This window comes from Aquimarina penaris (assembly GCF_040786285.1).
In the GTDB taxonomy this organism is placed as follows: Bacteria; Bacteroidota; Bacteroidia; order Flavobacteriales; family Flavobacteriaceae; genus Aquimarina.
Window position 1 is genome coordinate 971543 of the sequence record NZ_JBFMKQ010000001.1, and the last position, 21713, is coordinate 993255.

Below are 21713 nucleotides of genomic sequence, written 5' to 3' on the forward strand. Positions count from 1 at the left end.
ATACTCGGGCACCTAGAAAAACGTATAGTATAAAAGTATTACCGAATAGTTTTAGGCAGTATCAGGATAGTTCCAAAAACTATAATTATAGTTCCTAAAGTGCCTTAGAAGAAATAATTTGGAATAGTTACTTCTGTTCTCTTATTCTTTTTGGGATTGTTCTTTTACAAATTCGGTGGGTGTAGCTCCAAAAAGTGATTTAAAACATCTAGTAAAATACGACACACTATTAAACCCAACTGAATATGCTATTTGACTTATACTGTCTTTGTTTTTGCAAATTAACTGTGCCGCTATTTTTAATCTATAATTACGCAAAAACTCACCTGGAGCCATATCAGTTAATGCTTTCATTTTTCGATGAAGTTGTGTTTTGCTTAGCAATAACATTTCTTGCATTTGCGGAACCCCAAATCCATCGTCTGATAGGTTTAATTCTATACATTCAATTACTTTTTCTAAAAAAACTTCTTCTTTAGGTTTAATAATTACTTGTTTGGGTTCTAAAGTAACCTGTCGACTATATAATTTTCGTAATTGGTTTCGCTGCTCTATCAGGTTATTTACTCTTGCCTTTAGTTCATTGTTATCAAATGGTTTTACCAAATAATCATCAACACCAATATCCAAACCTAAAAGCTTGTCTTGTTGCTCTGCTTTTGCGGTTAACATTACAATGGGTATATGGCTTGTTCTTTCATCTTCTTTTAATTGTTTACACATGGATATACCATCTAGTTTTGGCATCATCACATCACTGATAATTAAATCAGGGACTTCATTTTGTGAAATTTCTAATCCTATACGACCATCAGCTGCTTCTAAAATTCGAAATTCACTCTTTAAGTAGTCAATGATATACTTTCTCATATCATTATTATCTTCAACCACAAGAATAATAGGCGCATCTTTAACAAAAGATTGATCATCATTGTGCTCTAATAAAGTCTTAATGCTCTCGGTTGTCGATCCAATAGTATCATGATCAAGATTTTCTATACCTTCTTTTATATAAGGCAACGGTAATAGTACTGTAAAAGCTGTTCCTTGTTTTGTTGCGCTAGCCACATGTATAATTCCTTTATTAAGCTTTACAAGTTCTTTTACCAAAGCTAGCCCAATACCTGTTCCTTCTTGATCTCTTGTTTCTGATGCATCCACCTGATAAAACCGATCAAAGATATAGGGTAATTTTTCTTTAGAGATTCCTATTCCTGTATCAGAGACTATAATTTTGATTTTATTATTTTCATTCGAACAGGAGAATTTAACTTCTCCGTTATCTGGGGTATACTTAAAAGCATTAGAAAGGAGGTTACTCACAATCTTTTCTACTTTATCTTTATCAAAACTCGTTATTAATGCATTTTGACTAATAGCGACAGTATAAGATATATTTCTCTGGTCTGCATAAGAATTAAAGGCAGAACCCAAGGATCTTAAAAAGTGATTAAGATCGGCTTCTTCGGTCTCTAACTTCAGATTTCCTGCATCTAGTTTTGAGAGATCTAGAAGTTGATTTACTAATTCTAGTAATCGATCTGCACTACGTTCAACTATTGTTAATTTACTCAAATCTAATCTATCCGAGTTACTATCTATAAACTCTTTTATTGGTCCTTTTATCAAGGTAATGGGAGTTCTGAATTCGTGAGAAATATTGGCAAAGAAACGAGATTTTACCTTATCCATTTCTTTAAGTTTTGTTGCCTGAATTTCTAACTGCTTATTTTTTTCTATAATTTCTTGTGTACGTTCTTTTATAGTAGTTTCAAGTTTTTCTTTCTCCTTTTGTAATTTTGATGAATACCATTTTACGACCATCGATACAAAAACAATTGCACCGATTACATATAATAGATAGGCCCACCAGGTTCGATACCAAGGAGGAAGAATAGTAAAGTAATAACTATCTTCTTTGCCTAGATGCCCATAAATATTTTTTGCACGAACCTTAAAAGTATAATTGCCTTCAGGAATATTAGTATAATCTTTTTTTGTTTCATGAGTCCATTGTGACCAATCTTTATCAAAACCGTCCAAATAAAATTGATACATATTTTTGGATTCATCATCAAAACTTGTAGCCGAAAATTCAATTCGAAATTGATTTGATCGAAAGGGAAGAAAAACATCAGAACCTGCAACTTTTGTGCCTCCAAATATTAAAGAATCCTTATTGGTGGTTATCCTGCGAATATGCGAATTAAAATCCTTTTTATAATAGTTATCGCTATTGATATCGTGACGAACGATTCCTGCATTACCACCATACCAAACAATCCCATTGTCTTCTGGCAAAAGAGATATCCCCAATGGTTTAGGAGTATGCTCATCGTGTATTTTTTTAATTATATAGCTATCGTCATGTTGCTTGATCGCGACAACTCGAGACCTGAATTCATCATCTCCCAATTGAGCCCACATCCATATATTTCCTTTTTCATCTTCCTTCTTAACAGATATTTGCCTTTTTAGCCCAAATAATCGACCCAAAGCAGGATTTGGGATAATACTATCTATTAGACTATCATATTTGTATGGTTTTCTGCCGATAGAAAACAAAGGTTCTCCTCTTACTTCGTGTAAAAACCATATTCCTTTAGGCAACTCTTTATTTGTTGTAAAAAGTTTCACTACTGGGTTATGAAAATTTTTGTTGCTATGCGCCATAGACATATCTACTTTCAAAAAACCATCATCTTGGGATTCTAACCATAAATCTCCATTATCATCTTCTACTATTTTTCGAATATCACCTTTGATACCATTTATTCTACCATCATCTTTCCATTTGCCATCTTCATATTTTATCGATGCTAATCCGTTGTTGAGTCCAAGGTATATGCGATGGTTGTCTAATTTTGATCTTAGCAGAGCAGAACCCAGATAATCAAATCGCTTCACAACTTTATGATCAACAATAAAATCCACTCCATTTCGTGAGGCGGCTATCAAAGTATCTCCTAAGGGTAGGAAATAAAATGCCTGAGAATTTATACCTCTTATAGGTTTAAATACATTTTTTTTCTTCTTTGTATTCTTTTCCAAAAAGAATACACCATTATAATTGGCGACATACAATTGACCTTTATGCCGGTATATTCTATTTACAAATCCATCTAACCCATGTCTATTATCATAAATTGAATATGGAGATAGTAATTCTACTCTTGAAATCCCATTATTAGCAGCCAGCCATAAGCTTCCTTTTTGACCTTCTAATTGGGCATGAATGGTATTATCCAATAAACCATCAGATTTATCCAAAACCTGTATTACTCTCCCGTAATTATCCATTACTATAATCCCACCTGTCCTTGTAGCGAAGGAGTATAGTCCGTTATTTAATTTTATTCCTTTAATCCCAACGTTTTCTTTAAGGTATTTATCAACGCTACCTCCAAAGGGATACAAATTGTTTTCTTTAAGAATAAATAAACCTTTGTATTGAGAAAGTACCAGCAATTCATCTGTTTTATAGGGTAATAGATCTGTTATCTGTTTATCTATAAGGTGTGATACACTGGTTAAGGTCTCAAAAGTATCATTTACCCATTTCTTGATCACCCAGTTTGATTCAACAATGTATAATTCATTATTAATCACTTTGGATAGATTGAATTTAGTTTTGGTGCTAATGACTCTAAATTTATTATTCTTCCAAAGCAGTAGTTTCTCTTTACATTGAAAGAAGATAGTACCATCAAGAATACTTATATTAATTACACTCTGAAAATCTTGGTCATCTATATCAAGATACTTTTTTAATGAAACAAATTGTAATTGGCCCTTGGTATCTGATTTCAAATATCCCAATTCATTATATCCTCCTACATAGATTTCATTATTTTCAGTTTTTGCTAAAGCTCTAACAGCCCCAGTATTTTGCATACGAAAAATTCTCCAGGACACGCCGTCATACTCTAATAATCCATTACTGTTGCCAAAATACATTAAGCCATTATTACTTTTGGTAACGGCAAAATTTTGTGATCCTGCGATATAATCCTGAGAGGAGTAGTTTTGTATAGGAGGAACCCCAACTTGTCTTTCTTCATTTAAATCAAATTCTTGATTTATCTTCTGGGCGTGCAAAAAGAGGCTTATTAAAACAAAAAATATAAGTGTATAATATTTCATAAGCTTAGTTAAGCAGTATTAATATATAAAAACTATTAAAAAGTAACCTAAAAATAAGATTGGATAATGAGTTTGTTTGTCATGTGGTTATATTACTTTTTCAAAAACTAAAAGATTTTATCATTGATTTTAGAAAAGTTTATTTATATCTAATTTGATTTATTTTGGATCTGTAGTTTTATATATTCTGATGGAGAAACTCTATAAAAAACCTTAAAACATTTAGCAAAATAAGACACACTATTAAACCCTACCGAATAGGCCACTTGACTTATATTGTCGCTTTGCTGAGCTAGAAGCTGTGCCGCTATTTTTAATCTATAATTACGCAAAAACTCACCTGGAGCCATATCGGTTAATGCTTTCATTTTTCGATGAAGTTGTGTTTTGCTTAGCAATAACATTTCTTGCATTTGCGGAACCCCAAATCCATCGTCTGATAGGTTTAATTCTATACATTCAATTACTTTTTCTAAAAAAACTTCTTCTTTAGGTTTAATAATTACTTGTTTGGGTTCTAAAATAACCTGTCGACTATATAATTTTCGTAATTGGTTTCGCTGCTCTATCAGGTTATTTACTCTTGCCTTTAGTTCATTGTTATCAAATGGTTTTACTAAATAATCATCAACACCAATATCCAAACCTAAAAGCTTGTCTTGTTGCTCTGCTTTTGCGGTTAACATTACAATGGGTATATGGCTTGTTCTTTCATCTTCTTTTAATTGTTTACACATGGATATACCATCCAGTTTTGGCATCATCACATCACTGATAATTAAATCAGGAACTTCATTTTGTGAAATTTCTAATCCTATACGACCATCAGCTGCTTCTAAAATTCGAAATTCACTCTTTAAGTAGTCAATGATATACTTTCTCATATCATTGTTATCTTCTACCACAAGAATAATAGGAACATCTTTAATACTAGATTGATCATTATTGTTCTTTAATAAAGTATTATCATCCTTTATAGTAAATCCAATTGTATTGTAGCGGTGGGTTTTTATATTTTGTTTTATATAAGGCAATGGTAGTAGTACTGTAAAAGCCGTTCCTTGTTCTGGAGTACTAGTTACATGTATAACTCCTTTGTTAAGTTCAACAAGTTCTTTAACCAAAGCTAGCCCAATACCTGTTCCTTCCTGATCTCTTGTTTCTGAAGCATCTACCTGATAAAACCGATCAAAAATATAGGATAGTTTTTCTTTAGAGATTCCTATTCCTGTATCAGAGACTATAATTTTGATTTTATTATTTTCATTCGAACAGGAGAATTTAACTTCTCCGTTATCTGGAGTATACTTAAAAGCATTTGAAAGGAGGTTACTCACAATCTTTTCTACTTTATCTTTATCAAAACTCGTTATTAATGTATTTTGACTAATAGCGATATCATAAGAGATATTTCTCTGGTCTGCATAAGAATTAAAGGCAGAACCTAAGGATCTTAAAAAGTGATTAAGATCGGCTTCTTCGGCCTCTAACTTCAGATTTCCTGCATCTAGTTTTGAGAGATCTAGAAGTTGATTTACTAATTGTAATAATCGATCTGCATTACGGCTCACCATTTTTGCTTTGGTAAGCTCAAACTCTTTGTTATGATTATCAATGAATTCTTGAACGGGTCCTTTTATCAAGGTAATGGGAGTTCTGAATTCGTGAGAAATATTGGCAAAGAAACGAGATTTTACCTTATCCATTTCTTTAAGTTTTGTTGCCTGAATTTCTAACTGCTTATTTTTTTCTATAATTTCTTGTGTACGTTCTTTTATAGTAGTTTCAAGTTTTTCTTTTTCTTTTTTAAGTTTTGAAGAACGCCAAATAACAACAATAGTCACAAAACCGACAAACCCAATTAGATATAGCAGATAAACCCACCAGGTCCTATACCAGGGAGGCAATATAGTAAAGGTGAAAAAAGATGTAGCGCTTTCTTGATCATATGCATTTTTGGCTTTTATTTTTAATCGATATGTCCCTTCAGATAGATTATTAAATTCTTTTTCAGAGTTAAAGGTCCAATTCGACCATTTCTTATTAAACCCTTCTAACATGAACTTAAAGCGATTGTTTTCAGTATTGCTATAATCCGGAAAGGCATATTTTAACTTTATAGAATTATCAGAATAAGCAAGTTTGGGGACATGATCATGATTTGTTATTATTCCTTTAAAAATTAGAGAGTCCTTGTTTGAAATTCCAAAATCTCGCACAAAAACTTTATTGGTAATCCTGGTCTGCTTTGCTAATTTTGGATTAAACCTGGTTACCCCTTGTTCTCCTCCGAACCATAGAATCCCTTTAGAATCTTGAAAAATATAAGAGGAAATGAATTCAGGAAATCTTTTAAAAGGCCTTTTGGTGATGTAATCACCTTTAGAATTCTCTTTCAACAAAACTGTTTTGCCCCTAACCCCTCTACTAATTACAATGTCTGATAGACTATCTTTCTGAACAATAAAATAAGGTTTGAGGTCTAATTTTTTTATCTCCCTGTTTATACAGTGCTCTTCTAATTTACCTGTATCAATATTGTATTTATATAGCGAACCATCTATTAGTAAAACCGGTTCACCACTTAAGGAGTATAAAATGATAATACCATTTACAGGAAGATCCATAAACTCCTGAGTGTATTGAAAAGGAAATATAGATTTAATTTTTATCTTAATAATCTCTCTAAAATTGAGATTAACCAATAGATCTCCATTTTTACTTTCCATAAAATCAGTATTCAGCCCTGGCATTGGGGGTTTTGAAAATACGATTTCTGAAAATTTTCTAAATCTTCGAGTTAGAGGTACGTCGCTACCCAAGTCGGTATATACGTCTATGCCTTTGTCTCCCGAAACATAAAGTATATTTTCGTGTACATCTGATTTAATTATAAAAACACATGAAGAGTCTGTAAGCTTACTTAGCGTATTGTTTTTATAGGCATACAACCCTTCTGCAGAAGTTAATAAGAGGACATCATTATATGAGAAAACATAAACATTTTGTGCGGTAAGTATGTTTTTAATTTTTTGATTTTTAAGTATGTTTTCTTGTTTCTCATTGATTTCATATACATTATTACCAGAAGCAAAATAAATCTTTTCATGATGTTCTGTAATAAATTCGATTTGCTCATTAACACCGTTCTTGTCATTATAAAAAGAAAAGGGAGAAAAGATTTCAACTTTACTAACCCCCTCCTTGTATAACACCCATAAATTCTTATCCTTATCGAGAAAAAAATTCTTGATCTTATTAGACAATAAACCCTTTGATCTATTCAAAACACAAAGTAACTCTCCTTCAACACTATATATAAGTAGCCCTTTACTTTTTGTGGCTATTGCAATTCGGTGGTTATCTAATGGCAAAAATAACATAGGCTTAAAACCTATGTCTTCAGGAACCTTGAATTGTGGGGTCAATTTATTATTACTATACATATAAAATTGCCCCAAATTGTCTCCGATTAGAAGTTTACTGCCTATTTTTGTGCCTATAACAAATACTTTTTTTGACAGTTGCTCTGTTCCTTCTACCAATGTATACGCTCCATTTTTGAATGTAAAAACCTTGGAAGATGCATCATGAATATATATCGTATCATCTATTTTGAAACTACTCATAATGAATCCATCGGTTTCATATGAGAAAACCTGTTGGTTCTTCAACTGAAAAATAAACTTAGAATATATAAAATAAACGCTATTTTTTATAATAAAACAGGCTCTGGCATACCCTAGATTTTCTCTTTTATCATTCGAATTTGGAAAAAGAGATGTAAACAGATATTTTCCGGATGTATTTTTTTTTAGAACCCCAAAATCCTTAGAAGTGATTATATATATTAAACCATCATCTGAAATTCTGAAGTTAGAAATTTTGTCTTCTCTATATATTAATTCCCATCTGGATCCGTCAAATTCTGCAATTCCTTCTTCACAAGCAATATATAATAATCCATTTGGGTGTTGTTGCATTCCTTTTGGTTTAGAAAGCCCTAGGTCTCTATCCCATTCATAATGTTGTGTAGGAGGAATACCTGCCTCCTTTATGGATTTAATATCAAACGCATCTTTTGTTTGCTGGCTTTGCGCGGTAAGACCGATAAAGATGAAAAGTGTTATATGATAATATTTCATGAGTTTGTGATACCACCATTGCATAATCTGTGTTTAAAAATTGACCTGTAAACCTAGGACATCTTACAAATAACAAGTCCCATTTTATTGAATATTCAATAAAATGGGACTTGTTGTAAAAACAACTTTTTATGAATTCTTACTCTGGTATATTAAATAATGTCGTGATTTCTTGGTAGGACATATTTTTATACTCTGATATTGATCTGCTTTTTTCTCCGGGTACTCCTCCCGGGATCATAATGTACCTATATTGGTCTAAAAGAGGAATACCTATTGGGTCTGTGTCTCCATTAATACCATCTACTTGAATTGTTAAGTTTGTTGGAATACTTATAGAAATTGTAACAAAAAAAGAATATCTCTCATTACGACCTAGAGCTACCTCTGCTGGAAGCATGTATATGTTTGACCCTCCGGGACTTGTGTTTCTACCATATACTAAAATTACACCAGTACTAGGTATTGCTGTATTATCTATCTCTGGTACAGTAATGCTAAATGTAGCGGTTGTACCAGTAACATTATTATTATTAGGGAAATTAGAATTAAACCAATCCGAATAAATCACATTAGCAGACCCTGTTTCACCAGTAGCTCCATCGGCTCCATTTTGACCATCTGTACCTTCTTGGCCATCTGCACCTTGTTCTCCTTGTGGACCAACGGGTCCTATAGCACCATCTTCACCATCAGAGCAAGAAAAAATAAATGCCGATAACAATAGTATTACCATACTCCTCATTACAATTGTCATTACTTTCATTGTTTTATGTTTATAAATTAATCATGACAAACATAAAGAGCTATATTACAACAGGAGTCCCGGTTTTTTGAATATTCAAAAAACCGGGACTCCTTTGTGTTTTCTATAAATAGAAAAATTACTTTACTTCAAAAGAAGTTTTTTCAATGAGTTTTCTTGTCGAAACTTGTATATAATATTCTCCAACCGGAAGATAATATTTTCCGTTTTTCCGTTTTGAAATTTCTTCTTCCTCATATTCTTTTTCTAAAATAGTTTTTCCGTTTTCGGTAATGGTAAGATCATAGTCTACATAATTAAGTCCTTGATCTCCTTGAACAGAAAATTCCTGAAGCGTTTTATCATTCTTTGTTGTAATTTTTATAGAAAACTCTCCCGCAGTTTTGCTATAGAATTTAAGCGTTGTTGATGGTAGCATATCTGGTATAATCCATTTACTCCAGGTATCACCCCATTTATCAGACCATTGAATAGCCTTTGTGTTAAAAACATGAAGATTTTTGTTCATGATTTCATCATCGAGTACTTGTAGCGTTTCAATATTAGTTTTATAGATGCTTCTGCCATGTGTACCTAGTAATAAATCATTGGCTTCTGGCTGAATTACGATATCATGTATCGCTACATTGGGCAAACCTTTAGAAAATGCTTGCCAGGTCTTTCCTCTATCTAATGAAACATAGGTACCATTATCTGTTCCCAGGTACACTACTTTTTCATTTTTAGGATCCTCTTTAATAACATTTACTGGTGATAGAGGTAGGTTATTTGCGATAGATGCCCAGCTTTGTCCATTATCCTCGCTTACATACACATATGGTGTAAAATCGTCCCAGCGATAGCCATTTAAAGTAACATAAACTCTTTCTTTTTTATGAGAAGAAGCAATCACTCTAGACACCCATAAATCTTTAGGGAAAGAATCTGAGATTTTGGTCCAACTTCCTCCGGAGTTTTTAGTTACATACACCAATCCATCATCACTACCGGTATATAGCAATCCAAACTGAAATGGAGACTCTGAAATGTTGGTTAGCGTTCCATATGCTACATTTCCTTTTTTACCTCCCAAGGTTAAATCTTTAGAGATTACTGTCCAATCCTCCCCTTGATTCATAGATCGCATTAGCTTGTTTCCGCCCATATATAGGATATCTTGATTGTGAGAAGAGAGCAGTATAGGTGTTTGCCAGTTAAATCGATAAGGAGATTCTCCTAGTTCATGTTTGGGCTGTATATAGGTTCGCTCGTTTATAGCACGATTTAATCTATAATAATTTCCAAACTGATATCCGGTATATACGATATTTGTGTTGCGATTATCGATCATAATTTGCATTCCGTCTCCACCCATAATATTTTTCCAGGGATAATGTCCACTTTGGTGCCATGCATTATCTTCTTTAGCATTATGTGACCCTACCCAAACACCATTATCCTGTAATCCACCATATACATTATATGGGTCTTCGTTATCGACATTGATAGCATAAAATTGCCCTACATTAGGTTGATTGGCTTTTATCCAATTCTCCCCATCATCGTATGAAATATTTACACCTCCATCATTACCATTTACCAGATGATTAGGGTTTTGAGCATTGATCCACAGTGCATGATGATCTGCGTGAACATTTTTTCCATTAATGCTTACAAAAGTTTTACCTCCATCTTTAGATTTTAAAATGGGCACTCCCGAGATATAGATGTGATCCTTATTATTAGGATTTACCTGTATTTGGGCAAAATAATATCCGTAGCTAAAAAATATATCATCCAAATACTCCATATGTGTTTTTGTCCATGAGGTACCTCCATTATCGCTTCTATATACTTCGGCACCAATTACAGGAGTGTCAAAAAACACTGAATTTACATTTTCAAGATACTTGGCTAGGTCTTCTGGTCTTACTGTACCTCCTCTAACAAGATTCTTAACATTATCTGCTCTATATTTTTCTTGAAAATCATGGGTTTTAAGAAATGCATTTAATTTTTTGTCGTCAATATTCAAAAAAGATTGAGCAGACATTGTTTTAAAATCTTCTTTGGTTAGTCTATCCTTATCTTTTTCATTGTCACTTTTCTTTCTTCTAAATTGATTATCGTGCACGGCATAGATCGTATTTTCATCAAAAACCGCCAAACCAATTCTTCCAATACCTTCTCCCGTAGGAAAACCATTTCCTTCAATGGTAATCTTTTCCCAGGTGTTTCCTGCATCAACACTTTTATAAATCCCTGACCCGGTTCCGTTTCCTTTAAAATTCCATGCTTTGCGATCTTTATCCCATGCAGCAGCATACATGGTATTAAAATTACCTGGAGTATAAGACAGATCAATAATTCCGGTCTGATTATTAATAAACAATGTTTTTTTCCAAGTGGCGCCTCCATCTGTGGTTTTGTATATTCCACGTTCCTCATTAAAAGAGTATAAATGCCCAACAACCCCCACAACTACTTCATTTGGGTTATCGGGATTAATTATAATACGACCAATATGATGAGAATCAGGTAATCCAACGTTTTCCCATGTTTTCCCGTTATCGGTAGATTTTAGAATACCAATCCCTGCATACGATGATCTCGACGAATTATTTTCTCCGGTTCCAACCCAAATGATATTGTTTTTCCAATCTACAGCAATATCACCTACATTAATTGTTGTAGCCGAATCTAATATGGGTTCAAATGTGGTTCCGTTATTTACTGTGTGCCATAACCCTCCAGAAGCATAGGCCACATAAAACTCTGTAGTGTTTTTTGGATTTACATCAATATCGACTACACGACCACTCATTACCGAAGGCCCGATGTTTTCGAAAGAAACATTTTTTACCAATGAAGTTGTTACCATTTGCTGTTTTTTTAGCAATCCTTTTTGAATTGCTTCGGCATTAGTAGCGGGCTGTTGAGAAAAAACAAGTGAATAAAAAAATAAAAGAAATAAAGTCGAAGTGAATATTTTCATTTTTGATGATCTTTAGTGGGCTCAAAGTATATATTGTAATACCAACCTCAAAATTTTTAGATATTGTTTAACAATACATCCTTTTGGCTTTAGTATTTTTGAAAAACCCTATAATTAGGTGTTTTAATAATAGTACATATTTCATATAACTACTTTACAACAATAAATCTAAACCGATGAAATACCACCAAATAGATAGCAATCTTTTTATCAAAAACCGAAAAAACTTTATTGCACAAATGAAACCTAATAGTATTGCTGTGTTTAACAGCAATGATATTTATCCGGTTAGTGCAGATAGTACGATGCCTTTTGAGCAACATCGGGATATTTTTTATTTAAGTGGTGTAGATCAGGAAGAGAGTATTTTGTTACTTTTTCCAGATGCTCCCAAAGAAAAACATCGTGAAATTCTGTTTTTAAAAGAAACAAGCGAGCTAATTGCCATTTGGGAAGGCGAAAAATTAACTAAAGAACGGGCTTTTGAAGTATCAGGAATTAAAACAGTGTATTGGCTTCAGGATTTAGAAAAGGTTTTCTTCGAAATCATGACTCAATGTGATACGGTATATGTAAATACCAATGAGCATTACAGATCAAATGTAGAGACCGAAACTCGAGAGGACCGTTTTACCAAATGGTGGAAACATAAATATCCTGCTCACTCTGTAGCCAAAAGCAACCCTATTTTACAACGATTACGCTCTGTAAAAGATCAAATAGAAATAGATCTTATGCAGACCGCTTGTACTATTACCGAAAAAGGGTTTCGCAGGCTCTTAGGTTTTGTAAAACCTGGGGTTTGGGAGTATAATATTGAAGCCGAATTATTACATGAATTTATCAATAACAGGTCTAAAGGGTTTGCCTATACACCTATTATTGCTAGTGGTAACAATGCCAACGTACTACACTATATTGAAAACAATCAACAATGCAAAGCTGGGGATTTAATTTTAATGGATATTGCAGCAGAATATGCAAATTATTCGAGTGATTTATCTCGTACTATTCCTGTTTCTGGACAATATACCAAAAGACAACGAGAGGTATATGATGCAGTGTTGCGAGTTAAAAATGAAGCTACCAAAATGTTAGTTCCGGGAACGATCTGGGAAGATTATCATGTTGAGGTTGGAAAAATTATGACTTCAGAATTGATAGGGTTAGGACTTATCGATAAAGTCGATGTGCAAAATGAAGATCCAGAATGGCCAGCATATAAAAAATACTTTATGCACGGTACCTCTCATCATATAGGATTAGACACCCATGACTATGGTATTCTAACAGAACCTATGCAAGCCAATATGATTTTTACTGTAGAACCAGGAATCTATATCCCGGATGAAGGGTTTGGTGTTCGATTAGAAGATGATGTGGTGATACAAGAAAAGGGAGAACCATTTAATTTGATGGCCAATATCCCTATTGAAGCCGAAGAAATTGAAGAACTCATGAATCAGGCATAAGTCTGACTTGTAATATGTTAAGATAATGGATCTCACAGGTTTTCAAAACCCGTGAGATCTTTTTATTTTATTTCTACGAATTCATAGAATATTTTTATAAAATATTGCGTTACAAACTAAAATTCTTTTTAGGGGCTATGCAACGAATGAAAATTACCGCCGGGCATCAACAAGCCATGCCATATTTAGTAGTCAAAGAAGCCGAAGACTTTATTGATTTCATCCGTAAAATCTTTAATGCTCAAGAAATGATTCGTAAACTCGATACCGATCAAAGAATACAACATTCTGAAATTAAGATTGGAGATAGTACAATTCTTCTTGCAGAGGCTACTAAAAACTATCCAGCTCATCCAGGATCCATGTATGTGTATGTGCAAGATACCGATCATACATACTACCAGGCTATAGAAGCTGGAGCAAAATCATTAATGGAACCCATGCAAGAGGATCATGGCTCTCGAGGAGCTGGTTTTCAAGACCCTTTTGGGAATACTTGGTGGATTGCTACTTTGAATTAATCATATCCCAAATCTACTCTGGATATCGGATCATTATTGGGGAAACAAAATCCAGAATTTATTGTAACGGGGGCATATCTTACCAGATTAGGATTTCTCAACCCATTCTTAGTAAACAAAGTAAGGTTGTTTAACTGGTTTTCTGTTAATGCTCTTATGTTTCCAAACTGTCTGGCTAATCTTTCCATGGTACTCCATTAGTTTTATAATTGTGTCTTGATTTATGGGTAAAACCTCCTCTTCTATATTCTTGAAAAGAGATAGGGAAAAACTACTAATGAATAAAAATTGTTACGCTGTTTTGGGTTTTTATGTTTAGCGGTAAACAAATTCATAAATGTCTCATTCTGAAAATCACAAACAAATATTCACACCTAGTATACTAGTCCCATTTTTTTGAATATTCAAGAAACCGATACCTCGATACGTTGTTGTCAATTTAAATTTGAGAATTAAAACCTATAAATGACCGATCACAATGAAATCTTCAATTAAACAAATTAATACTACTTCATGTCTTTCTATATCCATGTTTTTCAAAAAAGAGATGAACACTGATTTCTTATTAAACATTACTCTATTCAAAGGTTTGATAATCCATTATTAAACCCTAAAACTAATTTTATAACATATATCATTTTATTCAAATGAAAAAAATCAACTATTGCATAGTGGCTTTACAATTATTTTTTTGTTTGGCAATTGCACAGAAACAAGAACCTTTTAAAGTAACGGTAATACCACCCTCTCCAGAGGCAGCACAATTGGCAAAATATGAAGACACTCCTGTAGGCTTATACTCGGGAACCCCAAATATCAGTATTCCAATATATACTATTAATGAACGGGGGCTAGCATTACCTATATCGCTAAACCATCACGCTTCTGCACATAAAGTTCAAACAGTAGCTCCCAGAACAGGTATGGGATGGAGTCTAAACGCTGGTGGAGTCGTCACACGAAGTCTTAGGGGATTGCCAGATGAATTCTATAATGGTACCTTACAAGGTTTTTTAGCACGGGCAGAATTCTTAAAACCCCAATGTGAGGACAGTACGGAAGATTGTATTGAAACATATTGGCGTACTACACCTTTGCAAGATAGATATGAGGTGTTTAAAAAATTGGCTGATGGTTGTTGGGATGCAGAGCCAGATCTCTTTTACTTCAATGTTTCCGGGTTTACAGGAAGTTTTCAATTTGACTGGCATGGTACTATTATCATTTCTTCAGAACATAACATAAAAGTGAAGCCTGTTGGATTAGAACCGAAAGAAGCAAATTATATATCGGGCTGGGAATTAACGATGCCTAATGGTGTTAAATACATCTTTAATACACAAGAAACTCAAATAAATAGGCAGCCATTTAGTCTAAGTGATCTTTGTAATTCGATTTTAAATGATTTGGAGGTTCCTCAAAGTTGGTTTCTTACAGAAATGTACAACCCCAATACAGAGGGTCATATTTTTTTTGAATATGGCCCCTATGTACAAAAGACTACCATAAAAGCTATGGCTACCATAACACATAATCTTAATGCAGATGGCTCATTACAGGCTGGATCAACACAAGGTGATCAGGAGATAACTACAGAAATCAATGGGAAATACCTACGAAAAATTACTACATCTTCTGGGCAAACTACAATAGATTTTTTAGAAGATACTACTCGAAGACGTACGGATCCTGGTATTGAGAATGGCCAAAGCTCACCACTTTATCCTCTGGGCACTATAATGGTAACAAACAACAACAATAAGGAAGTAGATCAATGGAAATTGTCTTATTATAATAATGATGATTCTATTAACCGATTAACTCTATCATCACTTCAAAAAAAATCGGCAAATAACTCAATTCCTCCTTACAAATTTGAGTATGAAGGAAGATTGCCACATACGAACTCTTATAAACAGGATCATTGGGGGTTCTATAATGACAGAAATGCACAAACTCTTGTGCCCGAAACAAAGTATAGGGGTCAAACCTTATCTGGAGCAAACCGTTCACCAAATCCCTCTAAAATAACCAATGGAATGATTAAAAGGATAATCTACCCAACAGGAGGAATTGATGAATTTACTTTTGAACCACATGACTATAGTTTTATTCAAAATAACGAAGTTTTTGATACAGAAACCGATTGGAGTGAAACAACCAAAGCGGTCAGTGTTCCAAATTCTCAACCGGACCCCGGATCCAATAACAGAAAAGAAGAACGTATAGATATTCCTGAACACTGGATTCCTCTTAGAGCAGAAATTACTACCCGATTTATTAATAATAATTTTGGAGGTGTGCGACAACATCCAAGAGTAAGTATAATAGATGAAGAAGGTACAGAGATTTTTGTTTCGCAACCCAGTTTTCCGGGAAAAGATAATAGCGGAGCTCCGTATGTTATAAGTAAATTTGAGGTCAACATTCCCGATTCGGCTGTAGGTAAACTTACTTTGGTGGCCACTACTAGAGTTCCAAATGGTACCATTGACGACTTATGGGAGAAAATCACAATGAATGTCGCCTGGAAAGTACCCAATACTGTAGATGCCCCTGTCATTGCAGTAGGTGGAGGTTCTCGTATAGCAAAGATAGAGCGGTCATACGGATTTGGAAATCCTAATAAAGTCATTCAATATGAATATAGAATGGTAGAAGACGGAAGAATAAAGTCTACAGGTTCTTTACTAGAAACAATAAAAAAATACCAAACAGAACAGATGTTTTGCGATTATGCCGCCCCAGAGTGTAATACAAAGCTTATTAGATCTGCCCAAAATCGAACAGCACTGGGAACTACCCAGGGAAGTCAGGTTGGGTATAGACAAGTCTCGGTAATACACGGAGAATCCGGTGAAAATTGGAAATCTATTCATTATTTTTCTTCCCCATATACCATACAGGACATTCGATCTGATAAAACACCTTTTCCTCCTGCGGTAAGTAACGATTACAAAAGAGGATTACTAAAAAAACAAGAAGACTATAACCATCTGGGCAATCTGGTTCATGAACTCAATCATACTTATCAGTATCGTGAAAAACGAAACAGAGGATTAAAAATAGGATGGAAAAGACCTTCTGCTAATCCCGAGTTAGAAGGCCCCAAGGATCCAGAACGACTTATTTTGGGACTATATTATACTGTATTGGGTTTTAGTAAACTTATTAGAACCGAAGAAATCACATATTTTGGAGATACGTATAATCAACCCCTTAAAAAGCTAACGGAGTATGTGTATAAAACAGAACCTAACCCTCTTGATTATTATTCAAAACCTAATCCGGACTATTATCATAAACAGCTCATACAGGAATCCACTACCGAAAGTGAGGGAAAGAAAATCATTACCCAATACAAATACCCATTAGACTATGCCACAGGAACAACAACCGTAATTGATGAGATGAAAGACAGGCACCTTATAGGTTCTCCTTTAGAAAAATTAACGCTAGAAGAACCTGGGGGTGGAGCACTATATTTGTTATCTGCTCAAAAAACAGAATATGATCTTTTTGAGAATCATATCCAGCCGCATCAAATATATACTACAAAAATAGCTGAACCAATACTGGTTACTACAGACCCCTACGCTATAGCCAATAGTGTATATGAGTCTCGTTTTATCTTCGGTAAATATGATCAGTTTGGCAATCTGTTACAACAATCTCAACTGTATGGCTCGTCAATAGCCTATATCTGGAATAATAAAGGTACTCTTCCTGTTGCACAAGTAATAGGTGCACAACCCAGTCAGGTTTATTACACCAGTTTTGAGGAAAATGGAGTGCTTGGCTCTGGGGGAACAGGTGTTAAATATCATAATGGATCATCGTATACCATTCCTCAAGAGCTAAGGCCACAAGGAAGTGATTTAGTCATGACATACTGGTTTTATAAAAGCGGAAAATGGCAGATTCAGGAAGAAAAGCCATACAATCCCGAAATAACTCATAATGGCGCTAATGGATTAGATGAAATAAGAGTATACCCCAAAGGAGCTCAAATGACATCATACACTCATGATCCATTGGTAGGGATTACATCAATTACTGATCCTAATAATATTACCTCTTACTTTTCTTACGACGATCAAGAAAGACTTAAGACGATTAGAGATCTGGATAAAAATATCATTGAGTACTACGAATACAATTTTAAACAAAACTAACTGGTTAGACATGAAAAATATTAAACAAGCAACTATATCTCATACCTTTACTTTGGGTATCGCTTTGATACTTTTTTTAGTATCCATAGTCTCTCTAAGTGCGCAAAGTATGTCTGGAAACTCAACTGTAACAACAGGTAGTTCCCACATATATACTTTTACCCCTATACCTGGGACAACTCCTTTTGGGGGTAATTGGCAAATTGACGGAGATATATCTTATAATCTTTTATCCGGAAATAGAGTACGAGTAAATTGGTCAAACTCCCCTAGGTCTGGTCTGGTAAAATTTTCTTCACCTAATAGTGGTACTGCCCAGCTAGCAATAAATATTGTGGCTCCAGAACCACCGCCACCGCCACCATCTGTACGTAACACTACTATTTGTGGTTTTGGAACCATAACAGTCGAGGCCTATGGAGCACCATCTGGGAGCACCTACAAATGGTATCGTGAAAATAACACCTTTATAAAAAATGGTGCTACTTATAACGTAACGTTTACTAATGGTATTAATCCTATTCTTGAAAAGCGATATAGAGTAAGCTATGTAAAAAACGGAAGAGAAAGCACTAAAAGATTGGTAGTCACACGTTCTTTTCCTATTCCACAAGTAGTAAATGCTGGTAGTGACCTCGCCATGTGCTTAAACACTCCGCGACTATCCCTTTCTGGGATTCCAGATGGAGGTGCTTGGAGCGGAAATGGTATTATAAATACATCTTCAGGGTATAGATTTAACCCAAATTCAGCCGGATCTGGAGCCCATACCTTGACCTATCGATATACTAATGAATATGGATGTTCAAAATCTGACACTCGTAAAATAACGGTAAAAAGCTTACCGGTAGATGATGCAGGACCTAACATAGGTTTGTTTAGCGATAGTGGTTTGTATGATCTCTCGAATGATAACACTAACCCTAGTGTCATTAATAAATCTTGGAGTGGCCCTGGAGTAATAGGTAATGGACCTATGTTTAACCCATCTGATGCAGGCTCTAGTAACGCAATTGTATATAATTACTCTGATAGTAACTGTAATAATTCTGATAGCAGAGTAATTTTTGTATATCAACCACCTGCGATCCTACAGGATGGAGATTTTATTTTATCAGATGGGCATAATGTAGTTGATTTGACAGTCCATAATGTATACCCAAATTATACGTGGTATAAAGATAATTCGCCAATCCCAGGGGCTAATCTTAGAACGTATTCTGTAACATCTCCCGGAGTCTACAGTGTTAGAATTATTTTAGAAGGAGGGATATCTAGATTAACTAGACCCGTTCAAATATTTAGAAATAGTGATCTCATAAATTATGTAAGGGCATATACTACACAAAAAGAAGGTTTTACATCTACTCAATCTGTAATTTCTGCTCCTGTTGATGATGTAAGAGTGAATACCAACTATTTGGATGCTATGGGGCGTAATCTTCAATCGGTTAGCAAACAAAACTCTCAACAAAAAAAGGATCTGGTCAATCACACAATATATGATCAGTTTGGAAGACAGTATAAGAAATATTTACCCTACGTAAGTAATTACGGAAGCGGTTCTTATAAAGATATTGACATACAAAATACCTCTTCGAGCCCTCAATTTCAGTTTTATCAAAACGTCAATGATAAAGTTGCAAATACTTCCACCCCATGGGCCGACACAAAATTTGAACCCTCGCCACTAAATCGAACTATAGAGCAAGGAGCGCAAGGAGAAGATTGGCAATTAGGTACTGATCATACCATTCGTTATTTATATCGAAGTAATACAGCCTCAGATGATATTGCCTTATGGAAAAAAGGTCCTGAAGGTTTAATTAGTAATCAACCTTACTCCGAAAACTCCTTAACTGTAAATCAAATTAAAGACGAAAGTGGCAATACTAAAATTACATACATTGATAAACTCGGAAGAAAAATCATGGACGAAATGGAAGATGGAACCACAAGATGGGCCCGTACTTATTATGTGTATGATTCTTTCGGAAGAATAACAAATGTAATCCCTCCTCTAACTTCAGAAGCATTAAGTAATACATACCCAAAAATAATAACCCAGGAAGTGTTAAACCGAGAATGTTATCAATATGAGTTTGACTATCGAGGCAGGAATATTGTTAAAAAACTTCCAGGAGCCGATATGATGGTCATGGTATATGATCGATGGGATAGATTGACCTTTTCTCAAGACGGAAATCAACGAACTAATAATCAATGGAGTTTTACAAAATATGATATTTTTGATCGGCCTGTATTAAGTGGTATTACCACGATTAATGGGGACCGAAATACCGTTCAGGAGCAAGTAGATAACTTTTTTAATGCTGCTACTTTTGCTCCCCACATTAGATTTGAAAACCTAGGATCACATTCATTGTCTCACGGGTATACCAATATGTCATATCCTAGACTGAATTCTAATGACAAAGTGTTGTCGGTTACGTATTATGATAACTATAATTTCAAAACCAATCCTGTCTGGGGAGGTTCGGCAATTATTAGTGTTTTTGTACCCGAAATTGATGTAGATGATCCTCTTGAATCTCCCAGAGGTCAAATAACAGGAACTAAGATTAACATATTAGGGACAGATGAGTATTTGTACAATGTCAACTTTTACGATTCAAAGTATCGATTAGTACAAACGACTTCAACCAATCATTTAGGGGGTTCAGACAGATATACAACCCAATTTGATTTTATAGGCAATGTTCTTGAAGATTTTAGAACGCATATAGCATTAGATAATCAATTAACAATTCATAAAGAGTATACCTATGATCATCAGGGTCTAGAGCTTCGCACTTATCATACTATAAATAATGGCGACAGAATATTGTTATCTGAAAACAAGTATAATGAAATAGGCCAACTCATTGAGAAAAATCTACACTCTACTAATAACGGACAGAATTTCTTACAAAGTATAGATTACCGATATAATATTAGAGGTTGGCTCAAATCTATAAACAACCCGCAATTAGCTATAAACCCAGAAAACAATGACGATGATAATGACCTTTTCGGAATGGAACTTTTATATAATCAAAGTAATACTGAGTTAGGAAATACGCCTAGTTATAATCGAAATATTTCTGCGATAAAGTGGCGTAGTGCAGAGCAAAACGAAGAACAATCATATACCTATACCTATGACCCCATGAATCGTTTAAAAACTGCACATTATAGAAACATCACAAACCCAAGCAAAAATGGATTATATAATGTAGGAGGATATGTGGGTATTGCAGGTGACACTGGAATTAACTATGACAAAAACGGAAATATTCTACATCTGCTTAGAAAAGGACTGATCAATAACAGTGTTGGGGTAATTGATGATCTTCAGTATGAATATTCTGGAAATCAATTAATCTCGGTTAACGATTTAGGTGATGCGTCTATTGGCTTTAAGGTTATTGGGAACTCAAATGATGGTGGTTCTCTGCCCCCTGATCCTAATGAAGGACCTCCAATAATCCCTGGAGGGGGTAACGATCACTAATTA

General features: G+C 34.3%; 9 protein-coding genes. 4 read left to right on the top strand and 5 right to left on the bottom strand.

Annotated elements, in window-relative coordinates; all coding sequences use genetic code 11:
* Positions 1 to 141: 141 nt before the first annotated feature.
* The 4 genes from ABW637_RS03880 to ABW637_RS03895 form a co-directional block, all read right to left on the bottom strand.
* Positions 142 to 4143: a hybrid sensor histidine kinase/response regulator transcription factor gene (locus ABW637_RS03880; RefSeq protein ID WP_367583318.1), complete on the bottom strand. Its 4002-nt coding sequence runs from the start codon at positions 4141 to 4143 to the stop codon at positions 142 to 144.
* Between the two features lie 149 nt (positions 4144 to 4292).
* Positions 4293 to 8288, bottom strand: a complete 3996-nt coding sequence (locus tag ABW637_RS03885; protein ID WP_367583319.1) for an ATP-binding protein — start codon at positions 8286 to 8288, stop codon at positions 4293 to 4295.
* A gap of 139 nt (positions 8289 to 8427) precedes the next feature.
* Complete coding sequence (locus tag ABW637_RS03890; protein ID WP_367583320.1) at positions 8428 to 9054, bottom strand: hypothetical protein; 627 nt, start codon at positions 9052 to 9054, stop codon at positions 8428 to 8430.
* A gap of 118 nt (positions 9055 to 9172) precedes the next feature.
* Positions 9173 to 12028: a VPS10 domain-containing protein gene (locus ABW637_RS03895; protein WP_367583321.1), complete on the bottom strand. Its 2856-nt coding sequence runs from the start codon at positions 12026 to 12028 to the stop codon at positions 9173 to 9175.
* Positions 12029 to 12204: 176 nt separating this feature from the next.
* Here ABW637_RS03895 and ABW637_RS03900 point away from each other — a divergent pair, with 176 nt between their 5' ends.
* Both ABW637_RS03900 and ABW637_RS03905 read left to right on the top strand, forming a co-directional pair.
* Positions 12205 to 13500, top strand: a complete 1296-nt coding sequence (locus ABW637_RS03900; protein WP_367583322.1) for an aminopeptidase P family protein — start codon at positions 12205 to 12207, stop codon at positions 13498 to 13500.
* A 137-nt stretch (positions 13501 to 13637) separates the two neighbouring features.
* Positions 13638 to 14021, top strand: coding sequence for a VOC family protein (locus tag ABW637_RS03905; RefSeq protein WP_367583323.1), 384 nt, complete (start codon positions 13638 to 13640; stop codon positions 14019 to 14021).
* Here ABW637_RS03905 and ABW637_RS03910 read toward each other — a convergent pair.
* Positions 14018 to 14209 carry a hypothetical protein gene (locus ABW637_RS03910; RefSeq protein ID WP_367583324.1) on the bottom strand — a complete coding sequence of 64 codons (192 nt, stop codon included), beginning with the start codon at positions 14207 to 14209 and terminating at the stop codon, positions 14018 to 14020. The two genes, ABW637_RS03905 and ABW637_RS03910, sit on opposite strands and share 4 nt — an antisense overlap.
* Before the next feature lie 459 nt (positions 14210 to 14668).
* Between ABW637_RS03910 and ABW637_RS03915 the strand changes: the two genes are divergently transcribed.
* Entirely contained in the window at positions 14669 to 18196 is a 3528-nt protein-coding gene (locus tag ABW637_RS03915) for a DUF4467 domain-containing protein (protein ID WP_367583325.1), read from the top strand.
* 10 nt (positions 18197 to 18206) lie between these two features.
* Positions 18207 to 21710, top strand: coding sequence for a DUF6443 domain-containing protein (locus tag ABW637_RS03920; RefSeq protein ID WP_367583326.1), 3504 nt, complete (start codon positions 18207 to 18209; stop codon positions 21708 to 21710).
* Positions 21711 to 21713 lie beyond the last annotated feature (3 nt).